Origin of the sequence: Pseudonocardia lacus (assembly GCF_018531445.1) — a bacterium.
GTDB lineage: Bacteria > Actinomycetota > Actinomycetes > Mycobacteriales > Pseudonocardiaceae > Pseudonocardia > Pseudonocardia lacus.
In genome coordinates this window covers 1-14,024 of sequence record NZ_JAHDTH010000218.1, presented here as the reverse complement: position 1 = coordinate 14,024, position 14,024 = coordinate 1, and the positions used below count along the sequence as shown (strand labels likewise).

General features: G+C 74.3%; 13 protein-coding genes and 1 pseudogene. 4 read left to right on the top strand and 10 right to left on the bottom strand.

Annotation, left to right across the window (positions count from 1 at the left end; genetic code table 11):
* The first annotated feature begins 243 nt into the window (after positions 1-243).
* Positions 244-1,086, top strand: coding sequence for a hypothetical protein (locus KIK08_RS32355; protein WP_214407117.1), 843 nt, complete (start codon positions 244-246; stop codon positions 1,084-1,086).
* 37 nt (positions 1,087-1,123) lie between these two features.
* Here KIK08_RS32355 and KIK08_RS32350 read toward each other — a convergent pair whose 3' ends face one another.
* Both KIK08_RS32350 and KIK08_RS32345 read right to left on the bottom strand, forming a co-directional pair.
* Positions 1,124-1,810 (bottom strand): response regulator, encoded by a 687-nt coding sequence (locus tag KIK08_RS32350; RefSeq protein WP_214407116.1) that lies wholly within the window; start codon positions 1,808-1,810, stop codon positions 1,124-1,126.
* Positions 1,807-3,114: an ATP-binding protein gene (locus tag KIK08_RS32345; protein ID WP_308258029.1), complete on the bottom strand. Its 1,308-nt coding sequence runs from the start codon at positions 3,112-3,114 to the stop codon at positions 1,807-1,809. Before KIK08_RS32345 ends, KIK08_RS32350 begins: the two co-directional genes overlap by 4 nt.
* A gap of 122 nt (positions 3,115-3,236) precedes the next feature.
* Between KIK08_RS32345 and KIK08_RS32340 the strand changes: the two genes are divergently transcribed.
* A complete protein-coding gene (locus KIK08_RS32340; protein WP_214407114.1) occupies positions 3,237-4,496 on the top strand; it encodes a PspC domain-containing protein in 1,260 nt (419 codons plus the stop codon).
* Positions 4,489-4,749, top strand: a complete 261-nt coding sequence (locus tag KIK08_RS32335) for a hypothetical protein (protein ID WP_408004765.1) — start codon at positions 4,489-4,491, stop codon at positions 4,747-4,749. Before KIK08_RS32340 ends, KIK08_RS32335 begins: the two co-directional genes overlap by 8 nt.
* Before the next feature lie 94 nt (positions 4,750-4,843).
* Here the strand turns inward: KIK08_RS32335 and guaA are convergent, their stop codons facing one another.
* The 3 genes from guaA to guaB all read right to left on the bottom strand — a co-directional run bounded on the left by guaA (position 4,844) and on the right by guaB (position 9,234).
* On the bottom strand, positions 4,844-6,391 hold the full coding sequence (gene guaA, locus KIK08_RS32330) for a glutamine-hydrolyzing GMP synthase (protein WP_214407113.1): 1,548 nt from the start codon (positions 6,389-6,391) through the stop codon (positions 4,844-4,846).
* A gap of 186 nt (positions 6,392-6,577) precedes the next feature.
* A complete protein-coding gene (locus KIK08_RS32325) occupies positions 6,578-7,705 on the bottom strand; it encodes a GuaB3 family IMP dehydrogenase-related protein (protein ID WP_214407112.1) in 1,128 nt (375 codons plus the stop codon).
* A gap of 23 nt (positions 7,706-7,728) precedes the next feature.
* Positions 7,729-9,234, bottom strand: a complete 1,506-nt coding sequence (guaB, locus tag KIK08_RS32320; RefSeq protein WP_214407111.1) for an IMP dehydrogenase — start codon at positions 9,232-9,234, stop codon at positions 7,729-7,731.
* Between the two features lie 182 nt (positions 9,235-9,416).
* On the opposite strand from guaB, the gene KIK08_RS32315 reads away from it, so the two are divergent.
* A complete protein-coding gene (locus KIK08_RS32315) occupies positions 9,417-9,794 on the top strand; it encodes a DUF5319 domain-containing protein (RefSeq protein WP_214407110.1) in 378 nt (125 codons plus the stop codon).
* 85 nt (positions 9,795-9,879) lie between these two features.
* Here the strand turns inward: KIK08_RS32315 and KIK08_RS32310 are convergent, their stop codons facing one another.
* From KIK08_RS32310 to KIK08_RS32290, 5 genes and pseudogenes are all read right to left on the bottom strand, one after another.
* On the bottom strand, positions 9,880-10,992 hold the full coding sequence (locus KIK08_RS32310) for an anti-sigma-D factor RsdA (RefSeq protein WP_214407109.1): 1,113 nt from the start codon (positions 10,990-10,992) through the stop codon (positions 9,880-9,882).
* A gap of 58 nt (positions 10,993-11,050) precedes the next feature.
* Positions 11,051-11,620 (bottom strand): sigma-70 family RNA polymerase sigma factor, encoded by a 570-nt coding sequence (locus KIK08_RS32305; protein ID WP_214407108.1) that lies wholly within the window; start codon positions 11,618-11,620, stop codon positions 11,051-11,053.
* 333 nt (positions 11,621-11,953) lie between these two features.
* The gene (locus tag KIK08_RS32300; RefSeq protein WP_214407107.1) at positions 11,954-12,550 is read right to left on the bottom strand and encodes a response regulator transcription factor; all 597 of its coding nucleotides are present in this window, start codon (positions 12,548-12,550) and stop codon (positions 11,954-11,956) included.
* Between the two features lie 166 nt (positions 12,551-12,716).
* Entirely contained in the window at positions 12,717-13,523 is an 807-nt protein-coding gene (locus KIK08_RS32295) for a hypothetical protein (protein ID WP_214407106.1), read from the bottom strand.
* A gap of 122 nt (positions 13,524-13,645) precedes the next feature.
* Positions 13,646-14,024, bottom strand: a pseudogene (locus tag KIK08_RS32290) (cobalamin-dependent protein); the annotation flags it as partial.

Here is a 14,024-nt window from a genome sequence, read left to right as displayed (position 1 = left end):
CTCCGGCGCCGGCGCCGGCCGGCTCGGGCGCCGCGTCGGGCGGACTGCTGGGCGGGCTCACCGATGTCGTCGGGGGTCTGCTCGGAGGCTGACTCTCACGGTGAGTGGCTGCGCCGGGCCTCTTCGTGGTCGAACATCGTCCGAACGGCCCTACGGATGATCGCCCGGCACCGCGTCCCGAACACGCCTTGCGATCATCGGTCGGACCCGTGACCGATCGATGACGACTGGGGGACGCGAGCTGTGGCCACCACGCCGCCGACCAGCGACCAGGACGGTCCCGACCCGGGGCCCGAGGGCCCGTACACCGCCCTCGACCGCACCGACCTCGACGACACCCACGACGACACCGCCTTCGAGAACACCGACCTCGACGACACCGAGGTCGACGGCGACGTCGTCGAGCCGGACGACCTCGGCGAGGCGCCGGAGAGCCCCGAGACCCCCATCTCGGTGGCCGACCTGCTGCGCCGGGAGGGCTACGAGCCCGACCCCGAGCTGGAGTGGGCGGCCGCGCCGCAGCACCTGGAGGCGCCGACCGAGGTCATCGCGTCGGGCCGGGGCCGGCTGCGGCGCGTCCTGGTCGGCGCCGGGAGCGCCGTGGCCGTCGCCGCGGTCGCGGCCACCGTGCTGCTGGTGGCGACGGCCGGCGACGAGGCCCCACCGGCCCCCGCCGACCCGAAGCCCGGCACCGCGGCCCCCTACCTGCAGCCGCTCCCGCCGTCGTCCACCACCGCCGTCCCGACCTCCGAGCCCGTCGACGACGAGCCGGCCCCGCCCGCGGCCGCCGTGGCCCCCGTGCTCGTGCGGGTGCCGTCGACCTCGGAACCCGTCCCGCCGCCCCCAGCCGAGCAGCCCGAGGACGAGTCGGACGAGCCCGACGACGAGTCGAGCGGGGACGCGGAACGCAGCTCGCAGAGCGACGATTCCGACGACGATTCCGACGACGATTCGCCCAGCGACTCCGACGGCGCCGCCGACCGCGACGAGAGCGACGCGCCGCCGGCGCGCCCGACCCGGCCGCCGAGGCCGCTCAACGATCTCGTGGGTGGCCTGGGCAGCGTGCTCGGCGTCAACAACCGCTAGCCGCGACGGGAGCGGGTCCCGGGACCCGCTCCCGGGTTCAGACCAGGCGCCGGTCCGACGCCCAGCGCGACAGCTCGTAGCGGTTGGACAGCTGCGTCTTGCGCAGCACGCTCGACACGTGCGTCTCGACGGTCTTCACCGAGATGAACAGCTCGCCCGCGATCTCCTTGTACGCGTAGCCGCGGGCCAGCAGCCGCAGCACGTCGCGCTCGCGGCGGGTGAGCATGTCCAGCTCCGGGTCGCCGTGCGGGGCCGCGCCGGGCCGGTCGGAGAACACGTCGAGCACGAAGCCGGCCAGCCGCGGGGAGAACACGGCGTCGCCGCCGTGCACCCGGCGCACGGCGTCGGCCAGCTCCCGCCCGGAGATCGTCTTGGTGATGTAGCCGCGGGCGCCGGCCCGGATCACCGCGATGACGTCCTCGGCGGCGTCGGACACGCTCAGCGCCAGGAAAACCACGTCGGGCAGCTCGGGCCGCAGCTTGCGCAGCACCTCGGCGCCGCCGCCGTCGGGCATGTGCACGTCGAGCAGGACGACGTCGGGCTTGAGGTGGCGGATCGCGGCGACGGCCTCGTCGACCGAGCCCGCCTCCCCGACCACCTCCACGTCCGGGACGCCGCGGTCGAGCTCGGCGCGCACCCCGGAGCGGAACAGCCCGTGGTCGTCGACCAGGAACACCCTGATCGGCCCGGCCGCCGCCGGGACCGGATCGGTCGTGTCCGTCACGTGCTCGCCTCCTCCTGCACGGGCTGCTCGGCGGCGGTCCCGCCGGCCCCGTCGATCGGCATGCTCAGGTGCACCTCGGTGCCCTCCCCCGGGGTGCTGCGCAGCCGTACCGTTCCCCCGTGCCGTTCCATTCTCGCGTGCACCGAGTCGGCCAGGCCGTGCCGGTCCGCGGAGACGGCGTCGGGGTCGAAGCCGACGCCGCGGTCGCGCACGAACACGTGCGCCTCACCCTCCTCGACCTCGACGTAGACGCTGATCTCGGCGACGCCGGAGTGCTTGGCCGCGTTGACCATCGCCTCGCGGGCGGCCAGCACGACGGCGCGCAGGTCGTCGTCGAGGGGGTGGTCGCCGACGACGACGGGCCGGACGTCGATGGCGTAGGTGTCCTCGACCTCGGCGGCCGCGGTGGTGATCGCGTCGGCCAGCCCGGCGGCCTTGCCGGGCTCGGACATGCTCGCCCGGCCGTAGCCCGTGGGGCCGTAGAGCCAGTTGCGCAGCTCGCGCTCCTGGCCGCGGGCCAGCCGCTGCACCTCGCGGGGCTGGTCGGACTGGCGCTGGATGAGCGCCAGCGTCTGCAGGACGGAGTCGTGCAGGTGGGCGGCGATCTCGGCGCGCTCGGCCTCGACGATGCGCTGGTGGCGCTCCTCGCCGAGGTCGCGCACGAGCTTGAGCCACCACGGGACGGTGATCACCGCGACGCCGACCAGCGTGGCGATGACCGCGAGCACGGCGAACTGCACCTGCCCCAACTGCAGGTTGCCGACGAGGAAGACCGTGATGCCGGCCGCGACGAACACGGCCCCGGACAGGATCCGCAGCCAGGCCTGCCGGCCCCCGGCCAGCACACCTGACCGGGCGCCCGCGGCCCAGCGGCGGCGCTGCGACTGGTCGGCCTCCTGCCAGACCACCGCGGCGCCGACCGCCGTGACGCCCAGCGGGCCGGCGATCCAGCTCACCACGGAGTTGTCCAGCGCGGCGCCGGCCAGACCGACGGCGGCGGCCAGCGCCAACAGCCCCAGCGCCTGCTGGCGCTCGTTGCGCCCCATCACGCGCCCGGTCTCCGCGGGCTCCTGCCGGACGAAGATCCACAGCAGCGCGTAGGCGATCAGCCCGGTGGCGTTGAGCAGCAGCAGCGCGACCAGCACGGCGCGCACCCACAGCACGTTGACGCCGAGGTGGTCGGCCACTCCGCCGGCGACACCGGCGATGAACCGGCCGTTGCGCCTGCGCAGCAGCGGGCGCCGCTCCACCGGGTGCTTCGCGGTGGCGGGCGGTCCGGCCGCGGTCGAAGGTCCTGCTGTCACGCTCCCATGGTCACACGCGGGGGAAGGGGGAACATCGGGGAAGCTTCCGGGGATCCTCCGGGGCATCCCCCATGCCCCGGGGCGGTCTCCTCCAGCAGGCTGGACGCCAGGAGGTGACCGGCGTGCGAAACATCGACCAATCCGACGTGCAGGCCACGTTGCGCGACATGTGGGAGACCCGACCGGCGAGGCGGGCCGACGACCGGAAGGTGGCGGGCGTGGCGGCGGCGATCGCGCGCCGATACGACCTCGACCCGACGCTCGTGCGGATCGGGTTCGTGGTGGCGGCGTTCTCCGGGATCGGGGCGGCGCTCTACATCGCCGGCTGGATCGCGCTGCCGTCCGCCCAGGACCAGGTGGACGGGCGGTCGCGGGGGCGGCAGGGGCTGGCCATCGTGGGGCTGATCGTGGCCGCCCTGGTCACCGTCAACTGGTGGGACGACGGACCGAGCATCGCCCCGCTGCTGGTCGGTCTGGGCGCGGTGGGGCTGCTGTTCCTGCTGCACCGCAGCCGCGCCGAGCAGGTCGGCGGCGTCCGGGCGGACACCGCGATGACCGCAGCCGACGCCCCGACCACCGCGACCGGCACCGGCCCGTCGCTGGTCAAGGAGGGTGTCCCGACGGCGGACGGGGCCGTCGGCTCGCCCGTGCCTGGCCCGCCGAGCTGGGACCCGCTGGGTGCGGCCCCGTTCGCCTGGGACCTGCCCGAGCCCGGCCCGCCGCCCGCGCCGGCGCCGCCGCCGCGCAAGCTGCCGGTCACCCCGGTGACCCTGGGCGTCGCGCTGCTGGCCGCCGCGGTGACCTCGTTCGTGATGCTGCTGGCCGGTGGGTTCACCACCGCCAACATGCCGGTGATGCTGGGCGTGCTGCTCGCCGTCGTGGGCAGCGGGCTGGTGGTCGGCTCGTTCCTGCGCGCCGGCCGCGGGCTGATCCCGATCGCGCTGCTGCTCAGTGCGCTGACCTGGGGCACCCTGACGGTGCCGCCGGGCACGTGGGAGAGCGACAACTTCGGCGACCTCGACATCGCGCCGGCCTCGGTGGCCGCGATCCAGCCGGAGTACTCGCGCTCGGCGGGTTCCATCGAACTCGACCTGACCGACGTGGACTTCGCCCTCCCGCAGGGCGGCACCGGCCCGACCGTGCGCACGCAGATCTCCGCGGGCCTCGGCGACATCACGGTGCGGGTCCCCGAGGACGTGGACGTGACCGTCAACGCCGAGACCGGCGTCGGCGACGTGGTCGTCTTCGACCAGTCGCACAGCGGTCCGAACGCGTCCTTCCGGGGCCTGGTGGACCTCGGCGAGGACGGCGTCCGCTCCGGGCGGCCGCTGGTGCTGGACATCGAGATGGGCGCGGGCAGCGTGGAGGTGCAGCGTGACTAGGTACGACGGCTCGACGGAGGGCAGCGTCAAGGAGCGGATCGCCACCGAGGTGACGCGGTCGCGGCGGCGCGGGGTGGACGTGTTCACCCTGCTGGTCGGGGTGCTGGCGCTGGCGATGTCGGTCTCGGCCTTCGTCGGCCAGATCGTCTTCTCCTGGCCCGGTTTCGACCCGCGCTGGCTGCTCGCCGGCGGCGCCGCCCTGCTCGGGGTGCTGCTGCTGACCAGCAGTCTGCGCCGCAACCGCCGGCGCTAGCCGAACCGACCCCGTCGACCGGGGAAGCCACGATGTCGCCCTCCGCGGGCGGCATCGTGGCTTTCCGGCGTCCGGGGCCGGGCGCGGTGGCGCCTCACTCCCACTCGATGGTGCCCGGCGGCTTGCTCGTCACGTCCAGGACGACCCGGTTGACCTCGGCGACCTCGTTGGTGATGCGGGTGGAGACGCGCTCGAGGAGTTCGTAGGGCAGCCGGGACCAGTCGGCGGTCATGGCGTCCTCGCTGGACACCGGCCGCAGCACGATCGGGTGGCCGTAGGTGCGCCCGTCGCCCTGGACGCCGACGCTGCGCACGTCGGCCAGCAGCACCACCGGGCACTGCCAGATCGTCGCGTCCAGGCCGGCGACGGTGAGCTCCTCGCGGGCGATCGCGTCGGCGGCGCGCAGGGTCTCCAGCCGGTCGGCGGTGACCTCGCCGATGATCCGGATGCCGAGCCCCGGGCCGGGGAAGGGCTGCCGGTTGACGATCGCCGGGGGCAGCCCCAGTTCGGCGCCGACCTTGCGCACCTCGTCCTTGAACAGCGCGCGCAGCGGCTCGACCAGGCTGAACTCCAGGTCGTCCGGCAGGCCGCCGACGTTGTGGTGGCTCTTGATGGTGGCCGTGCCCGACCCGCCGCCGGACTCGACGACGTCCGGGTAGAGCGTGCCCTGCACGAGGAAGCCCACATGTTCCTCGGCGGCGACCTCCCCGGTCGCGGCCTCGAAGACCCGGATGAACTCCCGACCGATGATCTTGCGCTTCTGCTCCGGGTCGGTGACCCCGGCCAGCGCGCCGAGGAAGCGGTCGGCGGCGTCGACGGTGTGCAGGTTGGCGCCCGTGGCGGCGACGAAGTCGCGCTCCACCTGTCGGCGCTCCCCAGCCCTCAGCAGCCCGTGGTCGACGAAGACGCAGGTGAGCCGGTCGCCGATGGCCCGCTGGACGAGCGCCGCGGCGACCGCGGAGTCGACCCCGCCGGAGAGCCCGCAGATCGCCCGCCCGTCGCCCACCTGGGCGCGGACCGCGGCGATCGTCTCGTCGATGATCGACGACGTGGTCCAGCCGGGGGCGATCCCGGCGACCTCGTGCAGGAACCGCGCCAGCACGTCCTGGCCGTGCGGGGAGTGCCCCACCTCCGGGTGGTACTGCACGCCGGCCAGCCGCCGCTCCACGTCCTCGAACGCGGCCACCTTCGCCCGCTCCGAGGACGCGGTCACGGTGAACCCCTCCGGCGCCCGCACCACCGAGTCGCCGTGGCTCATCCACACCGGGTGCCGCGCCGGCAGCCCCCCGTGCAGCGCCCCCGGCTCGGTGACGGTCAGCTCGGTGCGCCCGTACTCGCGGGTGCCGTCCGGCGCGACCTCGCCGCCCAGCGCCCTGGCCATCGCCTGGAAGCCGTAGCAGAGCCCGAGCACCGGGATCCCGGAGGTGAACAGGTCGGGATCGACGCTGGGCGCCCCCGGCTCGTACACGCTCGACGGTCCGCCGGACAGGATCAGCGCCGCCGGCTTGCGGGCCACGATCTCCTCGACCGGGGTGTCGCCCGGGACGATCTCGGAGTAGACGTGCGCCTCGCGCACCCGGCGGGCGATCAGCTGGGCGTACTGGGCACCGTAGTCGACCACAAGCACTGTCGGAGGCTGCACGCGACCAGGGTAGTTGGCGGCCGGCACCCGGGAGCGGCGACCGGACCGACGGCACCCATCCCCCGGCGCACGCCAGTCAGCCACTTCGCAGGGTCTCCGTGGTCTTCGCAGGTGCTACGGCGCCTGCGAAGACCTCACCGCCCCTGCGAAGACGTCCCCACCCCGCCATCGCGGATCGGCGGGCGGTCAGGCGCGGACGGTGAGCCCCACCCGCTGGAACTCCTTGAGGTCGGAGTACCCCGTCTTGGCCAGCGCCCGCCGCAGCGCCCCGAACAGGTTCACCCGGTCGCCACCCGTCGCCGGCCCGAACAGCACCTGCTCCAGGTCGCACTTGCCGGGCGCGCCGAGCGGGCCCGCGACGCCCGAGCGCGGCAGGGAGGGGTGGGCGGCGGCGGAGGTCCAGTAGTAGCCGCGGCCGGGGGCGTCGGAGGCCGCCGCCAACTGCTCGCCCAGCATGACGGCGTCGGCGCCGCAGGCGATGGCCTTGGCCATGTCGCCCGAGCCCGCCATGCCGCCGTCGGCGATGACGTGCACGTACCGGCCGCCGGTCTCGTCGAGGTAGTCGCGGCGGGCGGCCGCGGCGTCGACGACGGCGGTGGCCATCGGGACGCCGATGCCCAGGACCTCGTCGGTGGTGGTGGCGGCGGACTCGCCGTAGCCGACGATCACGCCGGCGGCGCCGGTGCGCATCAGGTGCATGGCGGTGCGGTAGTCGCCGACGCCGCCGGCGACGACGGGGACGTCGAGCGAGGAGATGAACTCCTTGAGGTTGAGCGGCTCCCCGCCGGAGACGTGCTCGGCGGAGATGATCGTGCCCTGGACGACGAGCACCTCGACGCCCGCGGCGAGCAGGGCCGGGGTCAGCTCGCGGGCCCGCTGCGGGCTCACCCGGGCCGCCACCGTGACGCCGGCCTCGCGGACGGTGCCCAGTGCCTCGGCCAGCAGCGAGGACTGGATCGGGGCCGCGTGCAGCTCCTGCAGCAGCCGCACCGCCTCGGCCGGGCCGCCGTCGGCGACGGCGTCGACGACGCGGCCGAGCTCGCGGTCGGGGTCGGCGTGGCGGGCCCACAGGCCCTCGGCGTTGAGCACCGCGAGACCGCCGAGGCGCCCGATCCGGACCGCGGTCGCCGGGGAGACGACCGCGTCGGTCGGGTGGGTCACCAGTGGGATGCCGAACGGGTAGGCGTCGAGCTGCCAGGAGGTGGAGACCTCCTGGGAGCTGCGGGTCCGGCGGGAGGGCACGATCTCGACCTGGGACAGGTCGTAGCTGCGACGGGCCTCCCGGCCCATCCCGATCTCGACGACGTCACGCACGTCTGAGCAGCCTAGGGCCCTTCCTACCGGGCCGCGTAGTTGGGCGACTCGACCGTCATGGTGATGTCGTGCGGGTGGCTCTCCTTGAGCCCGGCGGCGGTGATCCGCACCAGCTGCGCCTGCTGCAGCTGCGGGACCGTCTCGGCGCCCGCGTAGCCCATCCCGGAGCGCAGCCCGCCCACCAACTGGTGCACGACCTGGGCCAGCGGGCCGCGGAACGGGATGCGCCCCTCGATGCCCTCGGGGACCAGCTTGTCCTCGCTGAGCACGTCGTCCTGGGCGTAGCGGTCGCGCGAGTAGGAGCGGTTGTTCTCCCGGGAGCGCATCGCGCCCAGCGACCCCATGCCGCGGTAGGTCTTGAACTGGTTGGCGCCCACCAGGATCAGCTCGCCGGGCGACTCCGCGGTGCCGGCCAGCAGGCTGCCCAGCATCACCGAGGACGCCCCGGCCGCGATGGCCTTGGAGATGTCGCCGGAGTACTGGATGCCGCCGTCGCCGATGACCGGCACGCCGGCCGCCGCGCACGCCTGCGCGGCCTCGTAGATGGCGGTGATCTGCGGCGCGCCCACGCCCGCGACGACGCGGGTGGTGCAGATCGAGCCCGGCCCCACCCCGACCTTGACGGCGTCGGCCCCGGCCTCGACGAGCGCCTGCGCGCCGGCGCGGGTGGCCACGTTGCCGCCGACGACGTCGACGTCGTGGCCGACCTCGGCCTGCAGCTTGGCGACGGTCTCCAGGACGCGCCGGGAGTGGCCGTGCGCGGTGTCGACCATCAGCACGTCGACGCCCGCCTCGACCAGCGTCATCGCCCTGGCGTAGGCCTCGTCGCCGACGCCGACGGCCGCCGCGACGACCAGCCGGCCGTCGGGGTCCTTGGTGGCCAGCGGGTACTTCTCGGTCTTGTTGAAGTCCTTGATGGTGATCAGGCCGCGCAGGATGCCGTCGCCGTCGATGACGGGCAGCTTCTCCAGCTTGTGCCGGCGCAGCAGGCCGAGCGCGGCCTCCGCGGAGACCCCGACGCGGGCGGTGACCAGCGGGGCAGGGGTCATCACCTCGCTGACCGGGCGGCTGTGGTCCATCTCGAACCGCATGTCGCGGTTGGTGATGATGCCGACCAGCCGGCCGTCGGCGGCGGTGACCGGGACGCCGGAGATCCGGTACTTGCCGCACAGCGCGTCGACCTGGGCCAGCGTGTCGTCCGGGGAGCAGGTGACCGGGTCGGTGACCATGCCGGCCTCCGACCGCTTCACCACCTCGACCTGGGCGGCCTGCTCGGCGGGCGACAGGTTGCGGTGCAGCACGCCGAGTCCACCCGCGCGGGCCATCGCGATGGCCATCCGGGACTCGGTGACGGTGTCCATCGGGGACGACACCAGCGGCACCTTGATCCGCACGTTGCGGGTGACCTGGGTGCTCGTGTCGACCGCGCTGGGCACGACGTCGGACTCCGCGGGCAGCAGGAGCACGTCGTCGAAGGTCAGGCCGAGCATCGCGAACTTCGGCGGGAGTCCGGCGGTCTCGTTCGTCATGGGGGGCTCACACATCCTCGACCGCGGGCTTCGATGGACCTTCATCGTATCCGCGCGGCCGGCCGTCGAGCCCGCGACGGGCCCGTCGTGCGCCGAACGCCCGGGGGCCGGCGGTCGCCCGCGCGGACGCGTTCGGCGACGTTCGCGACCGCGGGGCGAGCGGGGGGAGTACTGTCGTCAACGTGCCACCAGACTCGCTCCCACCGGACCCGTTCGCCGGGGATCCGCAGGACCCGGCGCTGTCGCTGGACGGCATGGAGCCCGAGGAACAGGACACCCTGAGCGACGACGAGCGCGACGAGGTCGTCGCCGATCTCGCCGACCTGGCCGTCTACCAGGCCCTGCTGGAGGTCCGCGGCGTCCGCGGCATCGTCGTCGACTGCGGCGACTGCGGCGAGCAGCACTTCCACGAGTGGAGCCTGCTGCGGGCCAGCCTCCAGCAACTGCTCGACGAGGGCCAGATGCGCCCGCACGAGCCCGCCTTCGACCCCGACCCGGCCAGCTACGTCAGCTGGGAGTACTGCCGCGGCTACGCGGACGCGGTGCTCTCCGACGCCTGAGCCGGACCCGAACCCACGAGAAGGCCCCGCCGGTCGCGACCGGCGGGGCCTTCTCGTCGTTCTCTCGTCGCTGCGGGGACCGCCCTCACGACGTGGGCGGCACCGTGCCCTGGGCCGTGCCCGTGCTGGTGCCCGTGCTGGTGCCCGACGACTGGGCGGGCGCCTGGCCCTCGGTGATGCCGGGGTTGGTGGTGGTCGGCTCCGGGTGCGGCGACGTGGTGCCCGGCAGGACGTCGTCGCCCGGCGGGAGCGGCACCGTGTCCTCCTCGTCGGTCGGGCTGGGCTCGACCGACGTCTCCGGGGCGGACTCGCGCGGGACCGTGCCGGACGGCGTGCCCTCGTCGGTCTCGTCCTGCGCCGCACCACCGCCGGTGCCGGGGCTCCTGCGGGGGTCGTTCGACGTCGAACCGGGCACAATCTTCGCCGGGCCGCCGTCGCTCGGGACGAACGCCGGCAGCGGCTGCGCCGGGTCGGTCGGGTCGAGCACCCCGGGCGGCACCGGCCGGCTGGGCTGCGTGCTCAGCGGGGCGGTCAGGTCGGCGATCTCACCCGGCGGTGTCTCGGCCGCCTTGGCGAGCAGGAAGTCCTGCACGTCGGCCAGCTCGACCTGCCCCTCCTCCGGGCGGATCGCCCCGAGGTCGGCCTGGGCCAGCTGCAGCTCGCCGGCCGCCTCGTCGGGCCTGCCCTCGACCAGGGCCTGCTTGGCCCGGTCGATGTGGTCCTGGACCCGGTCGGCGGCCTCCACGGAGGCGGCCCGCTCGGAGAACAAGACCTTCGAGATGGGCCACAGGACGTCGTCGGGCTGCGCCGAGGCGGACCCGATGGACACCCCGCCCATCGTGATGACCAGGAACGCCGCGGCGGCGGCCACCGGGGCGAGGTGGCGGGCGCGGGCCGACCGGCGGCGCGCAAGCGAGGAACCCGAGTCGCGGGCGGCGGCGATGGCGGCGACGGCGGTGTCCACGTCGAGCAGCTCGGGCACCGGCTCGGCGTCGACCTCGGCCCGCCAGGCGGCCAGGATGGCCGCGACCCTGTCCTCGGAGCCGTAACCCACCGGGGTCGAGGTGACCACGGGCAGGCCGGAGGACAGCGCGTTGATCAGTTCGTCGTCGGCCTGGACGGCGACCAGGTCGACCGGTTCGTGCACGTCGGTGTCGACCAGGTCCTGGTCGTGCAGAGGTACCGCACGGGTCCGCACGTCATCGCGGTGGACGCCATTGGCACGTCGGGGCTCGTGCCGGTTGTCACGCATGTTGTCAGACCACCTCCTCGGGCATCGACCTGCGGAGCCGTGCCAGCGCCCGGTGCTGGGCGACGCGCACCGCTCCCGGGGTCGAACCCACCGCGTCCGCCGTCTCCTCGGCGGACAGGCCGACCACCACGCGAAGCACCAGGATCTCTCGTTGTTTCTCGGGGAGCGTGTCGAGCAGCTGACCCAGCTCGTCGGAGAGCTCGACGCGCAACGCGCGCTGTTCGGGCCCGTCCGCGGCCTCGGCCGCATCGGGGAGATCCGCAACCGGCTCGGCGCGGTTGCGGGTCGCCGACCTGTGCGCGTCGATCACCTTGTGGGAGGCGATCCCGTAGACGAACGCCAGGAACGGCCGGCCCTGCACCCGGTAGCCGGGCAGGGCCGTCAGAACCGCCAAGCACACCTCCTGCGCGACGTCGTCGGCCGAGACCGAGGACCTGTCCAGCCGGCCGAGCCGGGCGCGGCAGTAGCGCACGACCAGCGGCCGGATGATTGACAACACGCTCTCGACCGCTCCGCGGTCTCCCCGCATCGCGAGGGCCACCAGCTCGTCGGGAACGTCCTTCGTGTCACTCATCGCGGTCCGTCGACACGACGTTACGCAACATGTTCGTCATCATCCGTTCGTGAGGTCGCTCACGGTCAGTGCCCGACCGTGTCCTCATTGCGGACCACGGTAGCGAAAACCTCCGGGCGGGCCGGCAGCGCCTGCGCCCTTCGCCGGGTATGACGCGAACCACCGGGACAACGTTGCGGAGTCAACGGAACACTCACCCGGCCGGCCCTACGCGGGGGCGCCGATCGTGGCCGATGCCGATCGCGACCGGTGCGGGAGGGGCCGCTCACGACGGCGCCCCGTGACCCCCGGCGGAGAGCGGGAACCACGGGGCGCACGGGGAACCCGCTCCGGTCAGGACACCAGTCCGCGGCGGAAGCCGTGGGCCACGGCCTGGGCGCGGTCGCGCACCCCGAGCTTGCGGAACAGCCGCCGGGCGTGCGTCTTCACCGTGTCCTCCGACAGGTACAGCTCGCGGCCGATCTGGCCGTTGCTCTTGCCCTGGCTCATCCCCCGCAGCACCTGCAGCTCGCGCTCGGTCAGCTGGACGCCGGGGTCGGTCGGGGTGCGGGGGGTGGGGACGGCGGTGCTGGCGAGGGTGTGGGCCAGCGCGGCGACGAGCTCCGGGCGCGAGGCGTCCCAGCGCAGGTAGCCGCGGGCACCGCCGGCGATGGCCGCGGCGATGCTGCCGGCGTCGTCGGGGGCGCCGAAGACGATGACGTTGGCCTGCGGGTGGGCCGCCACGAGGCGGCGGGTGGCCTCGACACCGGTGGGCACCGCGCGCTGGGTGCCGACGAGCACGACGTCCACCGGCTGGCGGGAGAAGCGGGCCAGCAACTCGTCGCCGTGGGCTACGCAGTCGATCCGGTGCACGCCGGGCACCGCGGACATCACGCGGGTCAGCCCCTCGCGGACGCTGCGACGATCGTCGCAAATAAGTACCGTCGTCACGACGATTCCTTCCTGCAGCTTCCTGCAGCCGGGTGATGTGTCACCCCCCGCATCGGCGGGCGACCGGCCTACCTTGACACGATCAGGGTGCTTTTGTGGCCTCCATTCGGGAGTCTTGCGCCCAGTGGCTCAGTTCAAGTGGGTTAGCTGCCTCCGAATGGAGTAACTACACTACCGGCAGCGGCGATGGAAGCCACGGCGACTCCCTCACGAGCCGCCGTCCCACGGGGTCTGCTCTCGCCACGATGACACTCAGCGTTGCCCTCGCGGAGTGTCGTCGGCGTGTCGCGCCGCTCGTCGTGTCGCTCGACGATTGCCGCACCGTTGCTCGACGCCACTCGTTTGCGAGTGGCTCCTGGGCCAACAGGTCTGCTGCGGCGAGGTCCGCGGGCCACGCGAGCGGCAGAAGACCCGATTTCCGGGCCTTCGAGGCCATCTCGTCGAGTTCGACGACGGCCGTGCGGGCCACTCGGGGTGATCGGCTATGGGCCGAACGAGCTACGGCGAGGACGATGCGCGACTTCACCTCGTGGCGCCACGATCCGGCCGTCCGGGACGCGGCCACCGCTCGTTCGGCGGGTTCCACGGCCTCGGCCGGAACGCCGCGCAGCAGCGCCAGCTCGGCCCGCACCCATCCCGCCCGCACTCCCGGGCGCCAGGACGGGTGACCGCGCCCCACCTCCTCGGCGACGTCGAGCAACCGGGCCGCGCCGCGGACGTCGCCGGTTCCCAGCGCGTCGGCGGCCAGCCCGACCAGCGCATCCGTGCGCGCCGCCCGTGCATCGGCACCGTCCACGTCCGGCTCGGAGCCGCCCTCCCGCAGCGCCGTCGAGGCCAGCCGCAGGCCCAGCGCGTCCAGCGGCCGGGCGGCCGCGTGCCCGCCGAGCTGGCGGCGGTGCGAGGCCAGGGTGACCGCCGCGTGGGCCGCCGTCGCGGGCGGGACGCGCCGGTCGGCGAGCAGACCGGTGAGCACCGCGGCGGCCGCCGCGTACCACCCCTGGCCACCGAGGGTGACCGCGAAGATCCACCTATCGTGTGCCGACGGCTCCACGGGCAGGCGCGCCCGCGCACCCGGATCCGGCCCGAACGCCGCGCTCAGATCGAGACCGCGCCGCTGATCTCGGCGCAGGCCGAGGCGAGCGAGGCCAGCACCGGGACCCGCGGCGGCAGCTCCTGGCCGGCCCAGCCGGGGCCGCCGACGAAGGTGCGGAAGCGGGGCCGCGTCCGCGGCAGCGCCCGCAGCACCCCGACATCGGCCGTCTGGGCGACCTGCGCCCAGAGGAACACCGCGGCGGGTGCCGTCCGACGCACCGCGGCCACGAGCGCGGCCACCGGCAGGTCGGCGCCCAGCGGCCGGCACGCGACACCCCGTTCGGCCAGCGCCGCGGCCAGCGCGACCGCGGGCAGCACGTGCTGCTCCCCCGGCATCGCGGCCAGCAGCACCGGCGGCGTCGCGGCCGGCGACTCCGGCACG